The organism is Erythrobacter sp. S259 (genome assembly GCF_057364965.1).
Window position 1 is genome coordinate 2,782,797 of record NZ_CP200286.1, and the last position, 12,263, is coordinate 2,795,059.

General features: G+C 54.8%; 16 protein-coding genes and 1 pseudogene. 10 read left to right on the plus strand and 7 right to left on the minus strand.

Translation table 11 applies throughout. The features are described from left to right. Window positions 1-20: 20 nt before the first annotated feature. From AC0V60_RS13185 to hemE, 4 genes and pseudogenes are all read right to left on the minus strand, one after another. On the minus strand, window positions 21-413 hold the full coding sequence (locus tag AC0V60_RS13185; protein WP_486178906.1) for a BLUF domain-containing protein: 393 nt from the start codon (window positions 411-413) through the stop codon (window positions 21-23). Window positions 414-441: 28 nt separating this feature from the next. Beyond that, a pseudogene (gene rho, locus AC0V60_RS13190) lies at window positions 442-1,708 on the minus strand (transcription termination factor Rho). A 257-nt stretch (window positions 1,709-1,965) separates the two neighbouring features. After that, the gene (locus tag AC0V60_RS13195; RefSeq protein ID WP_486178907.1) at window positions 1,966-2,418 is read right to left on the minus strand and encodes a CopD family protein; all 453 of its coding nucleotides are present in this window, start codon (window positions 2,416-2,418) and stop codon (window positions 1,966-1,968) included. A 4-nt stretch (window positions 2,419-2,422) separates the two neighbouring features. Continuing rightward, window positions 2,423-3,439, minus strand: a complete 1,017-nt coding sequence (gene hemE, locus AC0V60_RS13200) for a uroporphyrinogen decarboxylase (RefSeq protein WP_486178908.1) — start codon at window positions 3,437-3,439, stop codon at window positions 2,423-2,425. A 331-nt stretch (window positions 3,440-3,770) separates the two neighbouring features. Between hemE and AC0V60_RS13205 the strand changes: the two genes are divergently transcribed. The 10 genes from AC0V60_RS13205 (at window position 3,771) to AC0V60_RS13250 (ending at window position 10,361) form a co-directional block, all read left to right on the plus strand. Then, the gene (locus AC0V60_RS13205) at window positions 3,771-4,616 is read left to right on the plus strand and encodes a pyruvate, water dikinase regulatory protein (protein WP_486178909.1); all 846 of its coding nucleotides are present in this window, start codon (window positions 3,771-3,773) and stop codon (window positions 4,614-4,616) included. Then, entirely contained in the window at window positions 4,613-5,203 is a 591-nt protein-coding gene (locus tag AC0V60_RS13210; RefSeq protein WP_486178910.1) for a Maf family protein, read from the plus strand. Before AC0V60_RS13205 ends, AC0V60_RS13210 begins: the two co-directional genes overlap by 4 nt. Beyond that, the gene (gene aroE, locus AC0V60_RS13215) at window positions 5,200-6,051 is read left to right on the plus strand and encodes a shikimate dehydrogenase (protein WP_486178911.1); all 852 of its coding nucleotides are present in this window, start codon (window positions 5,200-5,202) and stop codon (window positions 6,049-6,051) included. The genes AC0V60_RS13210 and aroE overlap by 4 nt, the downstream gene beginning before the upstream one ends. Further along, the gene (gene coaE, locus AC0V60_RS13220; RefSeq protein WP_486178912.1) at window positions 6,051-6,647 is read left to right on the plus strand and encodes a dephospho-CoA kinase; all 597 of its coding nucleotides are present in this window, start codon (window positions 6,051-6,053) and stop codon (window positions 6,645-6,647) included. Before aroE ends, coaE begins: the two co-directional genes overlap by 1 nt. Window positions 6,648-6,687: 40 nt before the next feature. After that, a complete protein-coding gene (gene dnaQ, locus AC0V60_RS13225) occupies window positions 6,688-7,392 on the plus strand; it encodes a DNA polymerase III subunit epsilon (RefSeq protein ID WP_486178913.1) in 705 nt (234 codons plus the stop codon). A 78-nt stretch (window positions 7,393-7,470) separates the two neighbouring features. Then, window positions 7,471-8,034 carry a ribosome hibernation-promoting factor, HPF/YfiA family gene (hpf, locus tag AC0V60_RS13230; RefSeq protein ID WP_486178914.1) on the plus strand — a complete coding sequence of 188 codons (564 nt, stop codon included), beginning with the start codon at window positions 7,471-7,473 and terminating at the stop codon, window positions 8,032-8,034. Between the two features lie 162 nt (window positions 8,035-8,196). Beyond that, window positions 8,197-8,661, plus strand: coding sequence for a PTS sugar transporter subunit IIA (locus tag AC0V60_RS13235; protein WP_486178915.1), 465 nt, complete (start codon window positions 8,197-8,199; stop codon window positions 8,659-8,661). Then, entirely contained in the window at window positions 8,651-9,106 is a 456-nt protein-coding gene (locus AC0V60_RS13240; protein ID WP_486178916.1) for a PaaI family thioesterase, read from the plus strand. The genes AC0V60_RS13235 and AC0V60_RS13240 overlap by 11 nt, the downstream gene beginning before the upstream one ends. 9 nt (window positions 9,107-9,115) lie before the next feature. After that, entirely contained in the window at window positions 9,116-9,451 is a 336-nt protein-coding gene (locus AC0V60_RS13245) for a DUF1491 family protein (protein WP_486178917.1), read from the plus strand. Between the two features lie 217 nt (window positions 9,452-9,668). Then, a complete protein-coding gene (locus tag AC0V60_RS13250; protein ID WP_486178918.1) occupies window positions 9,669-10,361 on the plus strand; it encodes a cell wall hydrolase in 693 nt (230 codons plus the stop codon). Between the two features lie 142 nt (window positions 10,362-10,503). Here the strand turns inward: AC0V60_RS13250 and xth are convergent, their stop codons facing one another. The 3 genes from xth to AC0V60_RS13265 form a co-directional block, all read right to left on the minus strand. Further along, window positions 10,504-11,310, minus strand: coding sequence for an exodeoxyribonuclease III (gene xth / locus AC0V60_RS13255; protein ID WP_486178919.1), 807 nt, complete (start codon window positions 11,308-11,310; stop codon window positions 10,504-10,506). Between the two features lie 51 nt (window positions 11,311-11,361). After that, a complete protein-coding gene (locus AC0V60_RS13260) occupies window positions 11,362-11,691 on the minus strand; it encodes a HesB/IscA family protein (protein ID WP_486178920.1) in 330 nt (109 codons plus the stop codon). Between the two features lie 68 nt (window positions 11,692-11,759). Then, window positions 11,760-12,191: a CBS domain-containing protein gene (locus tag AC0V60_RS13265; protein ID WP_486178921.1), complete on the minus strand. Its 432-nt coding sequence runs from the start codon at window positions 12,189-12,191 to the stop codon at window positions 11,760-11,762. Window positions 12,192-12,263: the final 72 nt, after the last annotated feature.

A 12,263-nucleotide genomic window follows, 5' to 3' on the forward strand; every position in this document is an offset into this window, starting at 1 on the left:
TTCAGACGCGGCTCTTCACTTTAGTTCAGCATCGCAAAATTCAGCATGGTCTTTCGGATAGCTGGATCAATGCCAGCTGGCAATTCATCCTCCAATTGCTGCTGCCTTGCTTCGACGGCGTCAGCAATCGCGATGCGCTTCATCGCCCATTCCGGGCAAACGCACGCCTCAACCTCGCCCTTGTGCAAGACGACCATGCCAACGTGGCGCGTATCGCTCTCAATTTTGGCGAGAAGACTGTCCAGAACAGGTTTATCGCCTTCCAAAAGCTGAAAGAAGTTACGCCCGTTAAAAAGGAGGAGCCCTGTCACGCCTTGCGCAGTGTTGTTGCGGGCACACGTCTCAAGGATGTCATCCACATCATCACGGCTTAGATTGAGCGCGGTGCTTATGTAAACATATTGGCTTATCAATCTTCGACCCCTCCCCAGGCCACCAATTCTACTGATTCATCGTATCGAAGAAATCTTCGTTTGTCTTTGAATCCTTCATCTTGTCGAGCAAGAATTCCATCGCATCTACGGTGCCCATCTGCATGAGGATGCGGCGCAGGACCCACATTTTGGAAAGCTTATCCTTCTCGACAAGGAGCTCCTCCTTACGCGTACCTGATTTGCCAACATCGAGCGCAGGGAAGATACGTTTGTCAGAGACCTTTCGGTCCAGAACGATTTCAGAGTTACCGGTGCCTTTGAACTCTTCGAAGATGACCTCATCCATACGGCTGCCAGTATCAATCAGCGCAGTTGCAATGATTGAAAGCGAGCCGCCTTCTTCGATGTTACGTGCCGCACCAAAGAAGCGTTTTGGGCGTTGGAGCGCATTTGCATCCACACCGCCGGTAAGCACTTTACCCGAGGATGGAACAACCGTGTTGTAAGCGCGGCCAAGGCGCGTGATCGAGATCCAGCAGAATGACAACATCATTCTTATGCTCGACCAAACGTTTGGCCTTTTCGATAACCATTTCAGCGACTTGAACGTGGCGTGTTGCTGGCTCGTCAAAAGTTGACGAGATCACTTCACCTTTCACGCTGCGCTGCATGTCGGTGACTTCTTCCGGGCGTTCATCGACGAGAAGAACCAGCAAGAAAACCTCTGGGTGGTTGTCCGTGATAGCCTTGGCGATGTTTTGGAGAAGAACCGTTTTACCCGTGCGAGGCGGCGCCACAATCAGAGCACGCTGGCCCTTACCTTGCGGGGACACAATGTCGATCACGCGGGCCGATTTGTCTTTGACCGTCGGATCAAGCGTATCGAGGCTCAACTTTTCGGTTGGATAAAGCGCTGTGAGGTTGTCGAAATTGGTCCGCATGCGAACCGCATCGGGCTCCTCGAAATTGACTGTGCTGAGGCTCGTCAAAGCAAAATAGCGTTCTCCATCTTTGGGTGCGCGAATTTCGCCCTCGACTGTGTCGCCTGTGCGAAGACCCCATTTGCGGATCTGATTGGGCGAGACATAAATATCATCTGGTCCAGCAAGGTAGTTCGCCTCAGGAGAACGCAGAAAACCAAAGCCATCTTGCAACACTTCAATCGTGCCGATCCCCATGATCTTTTCTTGGTATTCTTCATCCTCTGCAAGCTCGCGCAGGATTGAGAACATAAGATCCTGACGCCGCATGGTCGATGCGCCTTCAACGCCGAGCTCTTCCGCCATGGCCACAAGATCAGCTGGAGTGCGTGCTTTTAAGTCTTTGAGATGCATGAGAAACAATATTCCAAATCAAACGACGCGAAGAGTGTCTTGCGCCAAGGGGGTGACCGGTTTGTCAGTACCTCTTTTTAAGAAGAGGCCTCCTGTCGCTTTAAGGCTTCACCTTAAAGAGACGAGAGGATGGGCTTGGAGAAAGCAGACTGTCCGCGCATGAACTGAGCGAACCCACCGGATGAGTGTTTTGGGAAATACGAGCAGGACGCGCCGCGGTCAATCCACCAATCGTAGGCACGCCTAAATTCGGCTGACTAAGCCAAGTGTATGCGGCCAACATACAAAGCGACGATGATCAAGATCAGCAATATACCGGGAACCTCGCCCACCAAACGCAAAGTCTTGTCGCTCAAAGGCCGTTCACCGCGCGCCATCTTCTTTGTCTGGCCGACAAGCCAACCGTGATAGCCTGTAAGAAGGAAAACCAGTGTGATTTTGATGTGCAACCACCCTTGAGTAAACATCTCCATCGCGATTGCTTGACTGAGGCCAAGGATCCAAACAACGATCAGGCTGGGCGTAAGTATGATCCTGCGGAGCAGTCCCATACGGTGCGTCCACAGTGCTTCTTCGTCAGAGCCGGGCGCAGCATCAAGCATGTAAATGCATTGGCGCGGCAACATAAACAGGCCCGCCATCCAAAACACGACAAAGATGACGTGACCCGCTGTCAGCCACGGGTAGATAGTGAGCAATACGTCTTGCATGATGCTACCCCCGCACAGCCTTCAAAAGCTGCTCAACATGCTCGATGGGAGTGAATTGGCCGATCCCGTGCCCAAGGTTGAAGACATGGGGACGGTCTGCAAATGCTTTGAGGATAGTCTCCGCACGCTTTGGCAAAGCATCGCCGCCAGCCTCGAGCAGAAGAGGGTCGAGATTGCCTTGAACAGGCATTCCCTCGGGAAGGTGCGCATTGACCCAATTGGGATCGAGCGATTCATCAATACCAACCGCATCAACACCGGTCTCGCGTGCATAGGCGGGAAGCTTTTCATTCGCCCCTTTTGGAAAGCCAATGACAGGCGTGTCAGGATGGCTTTCTTTGATGGCCGCCGTGATCTTGGCATTGGGCGCAATCACCCAGCGCTCAAACTCATCAGGCGCAAGGGTCCCGGCCCAGCTGTCAAACAGCTGCACCGCTTCTGCCCCGGCATCAATTTGGCCCCGTAGATAGGTGATTGAAACATCAGCGATAGCGTCACAGATGGCCTGAAAACGTGCCGGATCCTGATAGGCCAAAAGCCGTGTCTTGCCCTGGTCTTTGGATCCTTCACCTGCAACCATATACGTCGCCACCGTCCACGGCGAGCCTGCAAAGCCCAGCATCGTCACCTGATCAGAAATCAGCGCTCTGGTTTGACGCACGGTCTCATAAATTGGATCAAAACGCTCAAACTGAGAAGTGAAACTCTCAAGCTCAGTTTCGAGAAGCGTCGGAGAGAGCTTAGGCCCCTCGCCCGCCAAAAACTCCAGCCCCTGACCCATCGCATGGGGCACGATGAGGATATCGGAGAACAAGATAGCGCCATCAAACCCAAACCGTCTGATCGGTTGAACTGTGATTTCCGCTGCCGCTTCGCTATCATAGACCAGCTCGAGAAAGCCGCCCTTCTCCGCACGCAGTTCGCGATATTCAGGCAGATAGCGGCCCGCTTGGCGCATAAGCCAAACAGGTGCGATATCTTGGCGGTGACCCTTCAGGGTTTCGAGCAATGGACCGGGCATAGGGCTTCTCTAAACAAATAAATTATAATTATAAAAGGATTGATTCAGTCTGTTGGCCCTGTGGAAACCGGGGATTACCGTCATATCCATCATACGCCGGGATAGGTCCAGTAGGATTTACATATCGCGAATCCGCTGCGTTCTTGAGTCAAGTTTAAGATATCCCCGAGGTTCACAGCCTGTGGGCGCTACGTATGTTCTGTCGAGAACCGCTGAGAAGAAAATGCCGAGATCGGGCACGAAAATGTGTCCCAAGGTTGTCGACGCATCCGTCCCGTGGTTTATGCGCATATCTGTCCACAAACCAAATGGGCCCAGCGCGAATCACCATATGAGCCGACTAAACCTCCATCTGGTCTCCGATTCCACCGGCGAAACGCTTGAGATGATTGCCAAGGCAGCCATCGCTCAATTCGATGACCCTGATGTGAGCCGGCATTTTTGGCCAATGGTCCGCTCGCGCCAGCATTTGGACCGTATTGTCCCGGATCTTGCTGATAATCCCGGCCTGGTGCTTTTTACACTCGTCAATCCGGACACCCGCGCCCGGTTAGAAGAGCATTGTTTGCATCTGGGGCTCCCAGCCGTGCCGGTGCTCGACCAAGTGACTGCGGCGCTTGAATCGCAGCTGGGTCAGGAAGCGCATGGCAGGCCAGGACGCCAGCACTTGATGGATGATGACTACTTCCGGCGAGTGGATGCGATCCAATATACAATCGCGCATGACGATGGGATTGCGCATGAAGATTGGGAAGAGGCAGACATCGTTCTTGCCGGCGTGTCTCGCACCTCGAAGACGCCGACGAGCATTTATCTGGCAAACCGCGGCTATAAGACAGCGAACATTCCTCTTGTGCCTGAAAGCCCTCCGCCCAAAGCGCTTTTTGGCCTGCGTCATCCCTTGGTCGTTGGCCTGACCACGGCTCCGGAACGGCTGGTGCAGATCCGGCGCAACCGTCTTTTGTCGCTGAATGAGCAAACGCAGACCTCCTATGCCGATAATGACAAGGTCAAGGACGAGATCCAATTCGCCCGCCGCATGTTTGCCGACAATGGGTGGCCGGTGATCGACGTGACGCGCCGTTCAATCGAAGAGAGCGCGGCCGCTATCATCAGGCTTGCTCAAGAACGTGCGCGCAAGGACCGGCAGGTTGACGGCGTGAGCAAGCCGATATGATCCGCCTCATCCTTGCATCCAAATCCGCATCGCGGCGGGCCATGCTGGATGCAGCGCGCATTTCTTATGAAGCCATTCCCGCTGACGTCGATGAACGCGCGGTCGAACGCTCGCTCGAGGGGTCTGCTCCCGCAGACATCGCGCGGGCGCTCGGCATCGCGAAGGCCGAAGCGGTTGCTAGAACAAGACCGGACGCGCTTGTTTTAGGGAGCGACTCTCTTGTGGTTGCAGGCGGCAGACGCTTTGATAAACCGGCCTCGCGCGAGGATGCCGCTGAACATCTTGCATTCTTTTCAGGCAAGATCATCGAGCTTCACAGCTCTGCTGCATTGGTGCACGGCGAGAAGTGCGAATGGAGCCACCAATCCTGCGCACGTCTTAGTGTGCGCAAGCTATCGCCCCAATTCATCGAGCATTATCTGACCGCCGAATGGCCCGAAATAGGCTTTACCGCCGGGTGCTTTCGGATTGAGGCGATGGGCGTGCAGTTGTTTGACAGGATCGAGGGCGATCAATTCACTATCCTGGGAATGCCGCTTTTGGAAGTTCTTGGCGCGCTTAGGGAAAAAGGTGTGCTGGTCGCATGACCCCTTTCGCGCATGTGATCGGTGATCCGATTGCTCACTCCAAATCCCCTCTGATCCATGAATTCTGGCTTCAGAAACTGGGTTTGGAGGCGCGCTACACCCGCCAGCATGTGACCAGCCTTGAGCTTTCTGATTATATAGAGGCATCGAAACGAGATCCGCATTGGGCAGGTTGCAATGTCACCATGCCGCACAAACAGGCTATTGCCTCTGATCTCGATACGCTTGACCCCTTGGCGCAGCGGCTTGCTGCGGTGAACACCGTGGTGCGCGGCGAAAACGGCGCGCTTACAGGCTACAATACCGATGCGGAGGGTTTTCTTGAGCCGCTGCAAAGCCAGCTTGATCAAAAGCACTATTTCCGCATGGCGCGTATCATCGGCACCGGCGGCGCGGCGCGGGCCATTATTGCTGCCCTTGCTGATCATGGATTCACACTGGTGGTGGCTGGCCGAAATCCTAAAAAAGCGCGCGCGCTTCTGAGTGAATTGGCGCCCAAAGGTGAACATCACGCGGTTCACCTCGACCATTTTGCAAGCCCAACCGATTTTGCTTTTGATGAACGTGAAGGGTGCCTTGATCTTATCATCAACGCCTCCCCCTTGGGTATGCAGGGCAACCCGCCGCTTGCATTCGATTGGAGCCATGCTCCCCCCGGAAGTATAGCGTATGATATTGTGACCAGTCCAATTGGCACCCCGTTTCTAGAGCATGCGCGTGCGGCGGGGCATGATACAATTAACGGTTTTGCGATGCTTATCGGGCAGGCAGCCACCGCCTTCGAGAAGTTCTTTGGCCGTCCGCCCCCGCGCCAATTTGATACCGAGCTTATGGAGTTGCTTGACTGATGACACGCCCGAAGATCATCGGTTTGACCGGTTCCATAGGGATGGGAAAATCCACCGTTGCCTCGATGTTTGAACGCGCTGGCATCCCCATTTTCGATGCAGATGCGCAGGTTCGCGCGATGCAAGGGCCAGACGGCGAGCTTGTTCCGGCAATCGAGGCCGCATTTCCCGGTTCCACTGGCCCTGACGGCGTTGACCGCGACGCGCTTGGCAAACATGTCTTTGCCGATAAGACAAACCTTGCTCGGCTTGAGGCTATCGTCCACCCCGCAGTTGCACAAAAACGGGCCGCTTTCTTGCACGAAAACGCAGACAAGCCCCTGATCCTCTTCGATATTCCGCTGCTGTTTGAAAGCGATGGTCATGCTCAGGTCGATCATATCATCGTCGTCTCAGCGCCGGCCGATGTTCAGCGTGAGCGGGTCCTTGCGCGCCCCGGAATGACGATAGAAAAGTTTGTGCAAATACTCGGGCTGCAAACACCCGATGAGGAAAAGCGTGAAAGAGCCGATTTTGTGATCAACACCGGGGTTAGTCTTGAGCACACGCAGGTCCGCGTGCGCGAACTTATTGAGGCATTAACAGCCCCCGCTTAAGCCCTTGCGCTCTCCTCGACATGGGCCGATACTCCTGCAAATGCGTGAGGTTATATTCGATACAGAGACCACCGGATTGGACCCCAAAACAGGGGACCGGATGGTCGAAATTGGCTGCGTTGAAATGGTGGACCGGGTTGAGACCGGCAATTCTTACCATGCCTATTACAATCCGGAGCGCGATATGCCTTCCGCCGCAGAAGCGGTGCACGGACTTTCGGCTGACTTTCTTTCAGGCAAACCTTTGTTCTCGCAAACGGCTGACGAATTGCTCGAATTTCTGGGCGATGCGCCGCTTGTGGCTCACAATGCGAATTTTGATTTCGGCTTTTTGAACACAGAGCTTGAGCGGATTGGCCGTGAGCCAATTTCGATGGACCGTATGGTCGACACTGTGGCTATCGCTCGTAAAAAGCACCCGGGTGCAAAGCTTTCATTGGATGCGCTGTGCACACGCTACGGTGTTGATCGAAGTCACCGGGTGAAGCACGGCGCGCTCCTTGATGCAGAATTGCTCGCGCAGGTCTATGTAGAGCTTAAGGGTGGGCGCCAAATTGGTCTTGAACTCGCCGCTGAGCCGGAATCTGCATCATCCCGCGATGCGCAGGCGCAGCTCACAGCGTCAACTGGGTCATTTGAGAAAAAAGAGCGCCGAGAACCGCGCCCTCACAGTGCAAGCGAGGATGAATTGGCGCGGCATGCCGAATTTGTTTCCGGCATAGAAGAGGCGATCTGGACACGCTAACGGGGACCACGCAGCGTTTGAGAAACTGCGTTCGTCCCGCATTAAATTAAAGCGACCAGTCAAGAAAGGTCAGCGACTATGGATATGAGAATCTCAGGCCATCAGGTTGAAACAGGCGCCGCGCTTCAGGCTCATGCCTCGGACCGGCTTGGCGCAATCGTCGAAAAGTACTTTGAGCGGGCCCTTTCTTCGCACGTCACGTTTGGCAAAGGCCCGGGCAGCGCTTTCACCTGCGACATTGTGATGCACGTGATGCAGGGTCTTATCCTTAAGGCGCAAGGCAGAGCGCATGATGCGCACCAATCCTTCGATGATGCGGCGGCAAAGATCGAAAAACAACTGCGACGGTATAAAAGGCGGCTCAATGACCGCCATGAACGCGCCCTTCATGCCCGTGCGCAAGAAGAAGCCGCTTACACCATTTTCGCGCCCGAAGACGAAGGCGAGGAGGTGGTTGCAGAAGCGCCGCCAATCATCGCTGAGACAAGCGTTGATGTGCCCGAATGCAGCGTGGCAGACGCCGTTATGATGCTGGATTTGCGCGATACCCCGGCATTATTTTTCAAAAATGCTGGAACTGAGCGGCATAATATGGTCTATCGCCGCGCTGACGGATCAATCGGATGGGTTGAACCGAATTAGGATCAAGTAAGCCCGGCAGCAGTAGAGAGCTGTATTGAACCGGGAAGGTCCACTCACAAATGAAGGAAATTTGGCGTCTGCCTTAATTGCGGCGTTTTTCGTTATTAGTGGAAAGATTGAAATTCTCTTGGGAGAGGGGATTCTTATGAACTCGGGATTTACATGGACGTGAATATATTTGTTCGGCCTGAAGCAATCGCAATTGCTCACGCGGAAACCAGCCATCAGATACTCAAAGAGCTTTCAGGTATTTTTGCATCGGTCTACGGGCTTGAGGCGGAAGATGTGCTTGAGGGTCTTGAGCAGCGCGAAGCTTTGGGAAGCACCGGCTTTGGACGCGGCGTTGCTATTCCGCATTGCCGCCTTCCCAGCGTGACGCGCCCTACGCTTGCTGTTCTTAAGCTTGAGCATCCGGTCGATTTTAAAGCCGCCGATGCCGTGCCTGTCACACTCGCATTTGGGCTCGTGTCGCCTGAGAATGCAGGGGCCACGCACCTTCATGCGCTCGCAGCGATCTCGCGCCTTATGCGGGATGAAAATATGCTGAGCGCGCTTGGCGAGGCACCCGATGCAGAAGCGGTTTACGCGCTTTTGACCAACCAATTCCTCAGCCGTGATGCCGCCTAAGCAGACCGGGGCAGACGAACATTATCGCGCGCTCGAAAGGCTCTATGCCTCAGCGCCGATCAACTCGCTGTTCTGCTCCAAACTCGCTGTTACAGGTGAAGGTCTTTCGCAGATCCGCTTCACGATAAGCGAAGATGTGTACCACGCGGCGGGGGCGGCGCATGGGACGATCTATTTCAAGATGCTGGATGATGCGGCCTTTTATGCGGCCAACACTCTTGCGACCGATACATTCCTCCTGACCACGAGCTTCAACCTTCACTTCACCAAGCCAGTGAAAGAAGGGGACATCGTGGCAGAAGGCAAATGGGTCAGCGGCAAGAGGCGGGTGATGGTCGCCGAATCGCGGCTCGTGGATGACGAGGGTGAGGAGATCGGCCGGGGTACGGGCACATTTATGCGCTCGCGCATACCGCTTTCCAGCCTGCCGGGTTATGTCAATTAGCCCCGTAATATGAGCGAGCGGCTCCCAGCACATCTTGAAGTTTCCAGTATGATTCGCCTGGCTGAATCGAATGGCGGCTTTGCGATGGTGCTCCACAAGGGGGAGCGCGATGCAGGGACGATCCTCATTGTAAGTATGTTTCGCGGGGCCAATACACAGCTTTACGAAAGAATGCCGCAATTGGATGGAACACGCCCTTTCATTCTTTCAAAATCGCAAGACATTGAAAATCCATCAGAATTTGATGAGTACATTTCGCGTCGACGTTCACAAGACCCCGATATTTGGGTTTTAGAGGTGGATATCGCCAATCCGGAACGGTTTATCGCACTTTTGCCAAGTTGAGCGGCTGTTAACTTGACGCAAACGTAAGATCGCCTATTTGCAGCCTCGCTTCCAGATGCGGAGGCCATGACGTGAACAATACGGTTCACCAGATGGCACGCAGACGGGGGGCAGCCGGCAGGCTTTTTGAACCACCCATAAACCCCGCGACCCAATCGCAACTTTACAGGTTCTCTCCTGCGTCGGAGCTCGCTCACCGCACAAAAAGTAGATTTCAATGAGTCGTAAGACTTATTCATACAGCGCCGCTGCGATTGTTGCGGTTGCAGGATTGAGTTTCTCGAGCGCCGATGGCGCTACCGCTTTTGCGCAGGACCTTATTGCTCAAGATCAGCTTCAAAATGAGGCAGACGCGGAGCAAGCTGCGCAAACCGAGGCACCATCCATTGAGATTATGCCTATGGTGACCACTTCTGAAGACGTTGCATTCGTCTCAAACGAAGTGGTTCAGCCCGTCGCTGAGGAGCCTGAAGAACAGGTTTTGGGCGAGGCTTCATCGCTGCGCGAACTTGTCTCCAGCATGGATAAGGACACAAATCTGTCCGAGCAGCTTCGCTGTCTTGCCGGTGCTGTTTATTTTGAGGCCCGGGGTGAGCCACTGTACGGCCAGCTTGCTGTCGCAGAGGTTGTGGTCAACCGCGCGCAAGACCGGCGTTGGCCGGCCAGCTATTGCGGTGTTGTGTACCAGCGCTCGCAGTTCTCTTTCGTGCGCGGCGGAAAAATGCCTTCGATCAACACATCGAAAGCCACTTGGCACCGCGCAAAGGCGGTGGCGCAGATCGCTCATGATAGGCTTTGGGAATCCGATGCGAGCGATGCTGTGTATTTCCACGCAAACTATGTGCGCCCCAAGTGGAGCCGCCGCAAAACGCCGGTCGCCCGCATCGACACCCACGTTTTTTACCGCTGATATCAATGTCTATCGCTGGGTCTTAACTCGGCTGGTGGCTTAAGTCCCCGCCTTCCCCCCCGAAGGCGGGGCACTTTTGTCCCAGAGGGTTTTCCGAACATCCTGAGGTAATCCCGCTGAAGCAGGATGGTCGCAAAACGCTCTAATCGCGCAGAACTGCCCAAGTCGGCGCGTGATCGCTCGCTTTCTCGCGGCCTCTGTGCTCGCGGTCGACCCCTACCGCCTCAAGCCGATCTGCAAGCTCTGGCGAAAGCAGAATGTGGTCAATACGAAAGCCGTGGTCGCGCTGCCAGGCCCCTGCCTGGTAATCCCAATAGGTCCACACCCCGCCCCTCGGGTTGAGGGTGCGCACCGCATCGGTCCAACCGTCTGCGAGCAAACGAGAGTATGCGCTGCGCGATTCGGGCTGCATCAGGGCGTCGGACGCCATGGCTTTGACGGCATAGACATCGTCGTCCTGCGGGATGACATTGTAATCGCCAAGCACTGCGGCAGGCACTTCTTCAGCCCAAATTTCAGCCATGCGCGCACGCAATTTTTCCATCCAGGCCAGCTTGTAGTCAAACTTGGGACCGGGCAGAGGATTGCCATTGGGCAGATAGATGCACACTATCCGTGTGGTGACGCCGTCCTTAGCGACATCGGCCTCCAGATAGCGGGACTGCTCACCCTCCCCCTCTTTTGGTCCGTCAATGCCAAGGCCGCGCTGGACTTCGCTTAACGCATAGCCTGCCTTTTCATCGACCAGAATTGCCACGCCGTTGAAGCTTTTCTGACCATGCCAGATGAGCGAATAGCCAAGCGCTTCAAATTCGTGCGCGGGAAAGTCTTTGTCCTGGCTTTTGATCTCTTGCAGGCAAGCGACAGAGGGACGCGTTTCCTCGAGCCATTCGATAAGCCTGGGCAAGCGCGCTTTGACGCCGTTAATGTTGTAAGTGGCAATTTTCATGAGCGCTTTCATGACCGATGAGAGCGCGTGCGTCTATTGCCGAAAATGCGATTATATGCCGAAGCTTGACCCGCACCCGCAACCAGCTGCTGCATTGGGATTTTCCACCCGGAAGGCAGCGCCCCCCAGCGATTCCACAAAATCAACAACGCTTCCGCCAACAAGATCGAGACTGATCGGATCCACCACAAGCTTCACGCCGTCGGTTTCGCTTATGGAATCGCCCCCTTGCGCACCTTCAGCAAGGTCGAATTTGTACTGAAAACCCGAACACCCCCCACCCTCTACTGAGAGGCGAAGTATCGCAGGCTTGGTCTGCTTTTCAGCGATCCAAGCGACACGCTTTGCAGCGGCCGGGGTAAGTGTGAGTGTTTCAGCCATAAAGCCTATTTAAGGCCCCGCAGCCCAATCCTCAAGGGCCCAACTCTCGAGGGGACGTGATCTTACGCTCAAACGGTTTGGATATAATCTCGCAGGGCTGCTGCTTCGTGCTCAACCTCGTCGATCTTGTCTTTAACCAGGTCACCAATTGAAACAAACGCGACCAACACCTCGCCTTCAACCACAGGAAAGTGGCGAAAACGCCGCTTGGTCATGAGGGCCAGAGCATCATCAATGCGGGTTGAGGGTTCGATGGTTACCGCAGGCGAGGTCATAATCGCCTCGACCGGCCCATCGAGACATTTGGGTCCATCGCCCGCGAGTCTGTAGATAATGTCGCGTTCTGAAACGATCCCGGCGACCTTACCGCCGCGCAACACAGGTAGGGCGCCTATCCGTTTTCCGGCAAGCATCCCAATGACTTGGTGGACCGGAGTGCTCACATCGCAAGAGATGATATCTGCACTGCCCCGATCACTGATGATCTTTGCAATAGTCATGGCCAACTTCTCCTGAGAAGAAACGTGCCATCAATTGCCGGGAATTGCGAGTCGTCTTGGGGTTTAAACTTA

What these genes read in the sequence shown, in the direction of transcription:
- AC0V60_RS13195 (WP_486178907.1), bottom strand. Translation starts at nt 2,418, where the DNA reads ATGCAAGACGTATTGCTCACTATCTACCCGTGGCTGACAGCGGGTCAC.
- hemE (WP_486178908.1), bottom strand. Translation starts at nt 3,439, where the DNA reads ATGCCCGGTCCATTGCTCGAAACCCTGAAGGGTCACCGCCAAGATATC.
- AC0V60_RS13205 (WP_486178909.1), top strand. Translation starts at nt 3,771, where the DNA reads ATGAGCCGACTAAACCTCCATCTGGTCTCCGATTCCACCGGCGAAACG.
- AC0V60_RS13210 (WP_486178910.1), top strand. Translation starts at nt 4,613, where the DNA reads ATGATCCGCCTCATCCTTGCATCCAAATCCGCATCGCGGCGGGCCATG.
- aroE (WP_486178911.1), top strand. Translation starts at nt 5,200, where the DNA reads ATGACCCCTTTCGCGCATGTGATCGGTGATCCGATTGCTCACTCCAAA.
- coaE (WP_486178912.1), top strand. Translation starts at nt 6,051, where the DNA reads ATGACACGCCCGAAGATCATCGGTTTGACCGGTTCCATAGGGATGGGA.
- dnaQ (WP_486178913.1), top strand. Translation starts at nt 6,688, where the DNA reads ATGCGTGAGGTTATATTCGATACAGAGACCACCGGATTGGACCCCAAA.
- hpf (WP_486178914.1), top strand. Translation starts at nt 7,471, where the DNA reads ATGGATATGAGAATCTCAGGCCATCAGGTTGAAACAGGCGCCGCGCTT.
- AC0V60_RS13235 (WP_486178915.1), top strand. Translation starts at nt 8,197, where the DNA reads ATGGACGTGAATATATTTGTTCGGCCTGAAGCAATCGCAATTGCTCAC.
- AC0V60_RS13240 (WP_486178916.1), top strand. Translation starts at nt 8,651, where the DNA reads ATGCCGCCTAAGCAGACCGGGGCAGACGAACATTATCGCGCGCTCGAA.
- AC0V60_RS13245 (WP_486178917.1), top strand. Translation starts at nt 9,116, where the DNA reads ATGAGCGAGCGGCTCCCAGCACATCTTGAAGTTTCCAGTATGATTCGC.
- AC0V60_RS13250 (WP_486178918.1), top strand. Translation starts at nt 9,669, where the DNA reads ATGAGTCGTAAGACTTATTCATACAGCGCCGCTGCGATTGTTGCGGTT.
- xth (WP_486178919.1), bottom strand. Translation starts at nt 11,310, where the DNA reads ATGAAAATTGCCACTTACAACATTAACGGCGTCAAAGCGCGCTTGCCC.
- AC0V60_RS13260 (WP_486178920.1), bottom strand. Translation starts at nt 11,691, where the DNA reads ATGGCTGAAACACTCACACTTACCCCGGCCGCTGCAAAGCGTGTCGCT.
- AC0V60_RS13265 (WP_486178921.1), bottom strand. Translation starts at nt 12,191, where the DNA reads ATGACTATTGCAAAGATCATCAGTGATCGGGGCAGTGCAGATATCATC.